The organism is Pseudogracilibacillus amylolyticus (SeqCode), assembly GCF_051918545.1.
Classification (GTDB): Bacteria; Bacillota; Bacilli; order Bacillales; family Amphibacillaceae; genus Pseudogracilibacillus.
On the sequence record NZ_JBPPZG010000249.1, the window covers coordinates 1 to 5,154 of the forward strand.

Here is a 5,154-nt window from a genome sequence, read left to right on the forward strand (position 1 = left end):
CAGTATGGCATTTTTAATTGTTATGCGAATCGTTCAAGGGGTCGGCTGGGGTTTTTCTACAACAGCTTCTGGAACAATTGCGACAGACTTAATTCCACCAAGTCGACGTGGCGAAGGAATGGGGTATTACGGATTATCGGGAAACTTGGCGTTAGCATTTGGCCCGGCGCTTGGATTGACACTTGCAGGTGTTCTTTCTTTTACGCAATTATTTTTAATGTGCGCTAGTCTCGGATTGATTGCATTTTTGCTTTCATTAAACATACGTTATAAAAAGGTGGATGAATCACCTCATAAAACAAAACCAGCCAGATTCGATGTGCTTGAAAAGTCGGCAATCAATCCTTCTATTATCTTACTTTTTATTACATTGACTTTTGGAGGAATAGCTTCCTTTTTACCATTATATGCCGCTGAGAAGAACATTGAAGGAATCCAATTTTATTTTGTTTCCTATGCATTGTTTTTAATGTTATCAAGAATTTTTGCTGGTAAAATTTATGACCGAAAAGGGGATTTATATGTCATTCCCCCGGGAGCTATTTTAATATTTGTGGCAATGATTCTTTTATCTTGGCTTCCAAATATGACGGTCATGATTATAGCTGGAGCCTTGTATGGTCTAGGCTTCGGAACCGTTCAACCTGCACTTCAAGCATGGGCGGTTGATAAAGCGGCTGCAAACCGCAAAGGAATGGCTAATGCAACTTTCTTTTCCTTTTTTGATTTAGGAGTCGGAATTGGTGCCATATTATTTGGACAACTTGCATTTTTATACGGTTATCAAATTATTTATCTCGTATCGGCCTTTTCTGTGACAATTTCTCTTTCGTATTATTTGTTTCTAGTTGTAACGGGACGTCGAAGAGCAAGATCTTAAGTAAGAAAATTTATTTAAAGGTAAGGTATGAAGCATTGAAAAAAATCAGTCATCGTCAAATTCAACGTTTATTTCCTCCTCACATCTATGAGCGTGGAGTAATTTATTACAAGGAAGATAGAGTAAATGGACTCAGTTATAATAAGCATGAAGAGGCTTGGTTTGCTGAGGTGGAAGGTTCGGAACTGTATTATGTTGAAATTGATTTAACGAAACTAAGTGATGGGAAAATTAGAACATATTGTGAGTGCCCTGCTTTTAGCACGTATCACTCTTGTAAACATCTGGTAGCTGTTATGCTTGAAATTGCTAACCACAAGTATGAACGTGAATGGGAAACACGTGATACACATCAATTTATTGAAGGGATTATTTCTAACCAACGAATGGTTAATTCGGGACTGATTGTTGGAAAAACGCCAATGATGGTTGAGTATTATTTAAAGTTGGATCAAGCTAAGAAAATTTGGGTTGAACTAAAAACAGGGATTGACCATTGTTATGTAATTCGAAATGTAAGAGAGTTTTTAGACCATGTGTTACACGATGAAGAACATTTTTTCACAAAAAAGTTTAGCTTCGATCCAAGAAACCATTATTTTTTGAAACAAGATGAGAATATTCTCAGAGAGCTACAAGGTTTTATTGAAACAGGTGACCTATTCACAGATCGGAGCTATGAGGTAGACAATGCCTATGACAGAAGAGAGTTTCTCATTCCACCTATGTCTTTTTCGTCATTACTTGAAAAATTGATTCAACGAAACTTGTTAGTAGAAGTCGGAAATGAATTTTATAAAGAAATAGAAATTATAAATGATGAAATGCCTATTAAATTCTCTGTAAACCAAGGTAATGATGCCGAACAATTACTGTTAAAGCTAAATGGAGTAAAGGGAGCTAAGTATTTTCCAGCTTATAAGACAATATTTTCAGAAGGGAATTTTTATTTTCCATCTGAGGATCAGCTTGGTGTAATGAAACAAATCCGGAGATTAGGAATGGATAATCATGAACTTCCAATTTCCTCAGAAAGCGTTGATACATTTTTTTCCGAAGCACTGCCTATATTAAAGCAAGTTTCACCAATTGAAGTCGAAGAAAAAGTTACCGAAGAGCTAGTAGAGCACCCACTTCGGGCAACATTATATTTACAAGAAAAAGATAATTTGATTGTAGGGAAGCTAACGTATCATTACGGTGATCAGGAGCTTGATCCATTTGAAAAAAGAAATAATAATAAGGTAATTATTATACGTGACGTAAAAAAAGAGCAACAGATAATGGATTTAATTGAACAGTCCAATTTTCATTATAATGGAAAAGAACTTTACCTCAAGATGGACGATGATGAAGAAATCTATGATTTTCTCTATACAATTTTGCCAGAATTAGATCAGCATGTTGAATTATTTTTGACTTCTGAAATTCAAAACTTAATTACCGAGTATGAACCGATTCCTAGCGCTACTGTTGATGTTCAAGGCGATTCTAATTTACTGGAAATTGGCTTCGATATAAGTGGTGTCGATGATGAAGAAGTATCGGAAATGTTAAAAGCTGTTATTGAGAAAAAACGTTTTTACCGCTTAAATAGTGGAGCGCTTATTTCCCTTGAAACAGAAGAATACAAAGCAGTAGGAAGAATGTTTGATGATCTACGTATAAGTAAAAGTGATCTAGAAGATGGTAGTCTGTTGTTACCTGCTTATCGAGGGATGCAAATTGACCAATTAAACGATGCGAAAATAAATTATGAGCCATCCTTTAACCAGCTACTAGAGCGATTAAAATCACCTGAAGAACAAGTGTATGAATTACCAAAAAACTTACATGCCGAATTGAGACAATATCAAGAAACTGGCTACCAATGGTTTAAATCTTTAAGTTCTTATCAATTAGGTGGAATATTAGCTGATGATATGGGGCTTGGTAAGACGTTACAGACAATTGCTTATTTATTATCGGAACCTAGTGAGAAACCTCATTTGGTAGTTGTGCCTTCCTCTGTTATTTATAACTGGAGGAATGAAATTGAGAAATTTGCTCCAGATTTGGATGTAGCGGTAATTAGCGGTTCCCCAGAGGAGCGCTCACAAATCATTGAAGAAGCCAAAGATGTCGATATTTGGATTACCTCGTATGGAACAGTTCGACAAGATATTACAATGTACAAAGAGTTATCATTTCAAACACTTATACTCGATGAAGCTCAATACATTAAAAATTATTTCACGAAAACTTCTCGAGCTATCCGTGAAATAAAAGCAACAAAACGTTTTGCTCTTAGTGGAACACCAATTGAGAATTCTATTGATGAATTATGGGCTATCTTCCAAGTAATTTTACCAGGATTTTTACCAAGTCAAGCTGATTTTAGACAGATGGATAGGGAGAAGATCGCTGCTTTAACGAGACCGTTTATTTTACGTCGGGTTAAAAAGGATGTATTAACGGAACTTCCAGATAAAATTGAATCAGTTCATATTTCAGAGTTAACAAAGGATCAAAAAGAGTTATATGTGGGCTATTTGCAGCAACTACAGACTGAAACATCAGCCTCCATAGCGGGTAATAATTTTCAAAAAAACCGTATGAAGATTTTAGCGGGACTTACACGACTTCGACAGCTCTGTTGCCATCCTTCCCTATTTATTGAAAATTATGAAGGGCGTTCAGGGAAACTCGATGAATTAATGGAGTCGGTTCAGACGATGATTGAAAATGGAAAAAGAATGTTGATTTTTTCTCAGTTTACTTCCATGCATGAATTGATTATTAAGGAGTTAGAGAAATTAGGGATTGACTATTATTATTTACACGGTCAAACGCTTTCCAAAGATCGCGTCGAAATGAGCGAAGCATTTAATAATGGAGAAAAAAGTGTCTTTTTAATTTCGTTACGAGCGGGTGGAACGGGACTGAACCTAACAGGTGCAGATACTGTTATTCTGTATGATTTATGGTGGAATCCAGCTGTTGAGGATCAAGCGGCAGGAAGAGCACACCGGTTTGGCCAGAAAAATGTTGTTCAAGTAATCCGCTTTATTACAGAAGGTACAATTGAAGAAAAAATCTATGAACTTCAGCAGAAGAAGCGGGAATTAATTGATCAGGTCATACAGCCAGGAGAAACGATGTTATCTAGTTTATCGGAAGAAGATGTACGGGAGTTGTTGAGTATATAAGTGAAGGAGCCTAATAACATAGGCTCCTTTTTGTGTTTTAAGTGAAATGCAAGATTGACCTAGTTTAGGACCGCGGTGAAGAGGCGTAGGATTAGTTACTTGCTACTAACTCGATGTTACTTTCCTGCCGGTTGTTGCTGGGTAATACAATGAATATTACCACCACCAACTGATTTATTCATGAATAGCGCGATAAAGCCGTTTTATTGCTTCATCAATTTTTTCCTCAGCAATTGCTGCAAAACCGATGACTAAGATAACTTCTTTTTGATTATGAGTTTGTTGTTTCAACATAAACCGCCGCAACGAGTATACCTCAAGTTTTTCCTTTTCAGCTGCTTCTTCAACTTCTTCATACGACTTTTTAGTTTTAAAATGAGCGATAAAATGTAGACCGGCTGGAATATCCTCTATATGAATTGAATGGTTAAAGTAGTGTTTTAACGTTTTAATCATTAATTGACGTTTTATTTCGTAATGATGATTCATTCGCTTAATATGCCGCGCATATGCACCGCTTTCAATAAAATAATGTAATGTATATAAGTTTAACGTATTATTATAAGGAATTAAGTGGTTGTAACGTTTGCGGTACTTCCGTAATAACGGTATCGGTAAAACCATATAACTTATTCGCAATCCTGTTAACATTGATTTTGAAAATGTCCCCATATAGATAACACGCTGATGACGATCGAGACTTTGCAAAGATGGAATTTGATCTGTTTCATATTTAAATTCACTGTCATAATCATCCTCAATAATATAACGATCGGATTGTTGTGTAGCCCAATTTAGTAATTGAAGTCGCCTTGAAATAGGCATAATCTTCCCCATTGGAAATTGGTGGGATGGGGTAACAAGTACCATATCTGCATGAAGGTGAGTCAATTTTTCGATATCAATACTTTTTGAATCTAACGGCACAGGTATAACATTCGCTCCGATTTGGTTTAAATGACGATGAATTCTAGCGTAACCGGGATCTTCCACGGCGATCTGCACCGTCTTATTCATCTGTTGCATCTGAATCAATTGTTCTATTAAAGGCTGGGTTCCTACACTGATTACAACTTGCTCTGGTTC

3 protein-coding genes are annotated in these 5,154 nt (G+C 36.2%); 2 read left to right on the forward strand and 1 reads right to left on the reverse strand.

Annotated features, from left to right (window positions below):
* Nucleotides 1-880, forward strand: an 880-nt coding sequence (locus ACPYKA_RS18605; protein WP_479543698.1) for an MFS transporter, incomplete at its 5' end; no start/stop codon positions are given.
* 35 nt (nucleotides 881-915) lie between these two features.
* Entirely contained in the window at nucleotides 916-4,068 is a 3,153-nt protein-coding gene (locus ACPYKA_RS18610; protein WP_479543699.1) for an SNF2 helicase associated domain-containing protein, read from the forward strand.
* Between the two features lie 174 nt (nucleotides 4,069-4,242).
* Here the strand turns inward: ACPYKA_RS18610 and pdxR are convergent.
* Nucleotides 4,243-5,154 (reverse strand): MocR-like pyridoxine biosynthesis transcription factor PdxR (gene pdxR, locus ACPYKA_RS18615; protein WP_479543700.1); only part of this gene is annotated, 912 nt, incomplete at its 5' end.